At 50.5% G+C, this 568-nt stretch carries 1 protein-coding gene; it reads right to left on the bottom strand.

Annotation, left to right across the window (positions count from 1 at the left end; translation table 11 throughout):
• A partial coding sequence (locus A3763_RS17520; protein WP_255376627.1) for an AMP-binding protein occupies positions 1-552 on the bottom strand: 552 nt, incomplete at its 3' end.
• Positions 553-568 lie beyond the last annotated feature (16 nt).

The raw sequence follows: 568 nt of genomic DNA, 5'->3' as shown, positions 1-568 counted from the left end.
TTGGCGCATAAGCGTCTCAATTTCACCCAGTTCTATTCGGTAGCCGCGTACTTTGACTTGCTGATCCAGTCGTCCCATATACGTAAGGGTGCCGTCGTGGGTGTAGCGTACTTTATCACCGGTGCGATAGAGTTGGCCGTCTCCAAAGGGGTTTGGAATAAAGACCTTCCGGGTTAATTCGTCACGATTGTTATAGCCTAAGGTCAAACCGTCACCACCGATGTATAGTTCGCCAGCGATGCCGTTAGGGACAGGGCGCAGCTGCTCATCCAGCACATATAACTGAGTGTTGGCGATAGGTAAGCCCAATCCAGGCGGTGTTTGGGTTTGTGTAATCTGGGCACAGCTAGACCAAACGGTGGTTTCAGTTGGGCCATACATGTTCCAAAGCTCACTACAGCGTTGAAGTAGCTCTTCAGCTAAATCCAATGGCAATGCTTCGCCACCGCACAGTGCTTTTAATCTAGGCTCACCCTGCCAGCCACTACTGATCAGCAATCGCCAGGTGGCGGGTGTTGCTTGCATGAAGTTTGCCTGATGCTTTATCAGCAAGCTTAATAAACGTCGA

This window comes from Oleiphilus sp. HI0128 (assembly GCF_001635365.1).
This window is presented reverse-complemented; position numbering and strand designations above follow the sequence as displayed.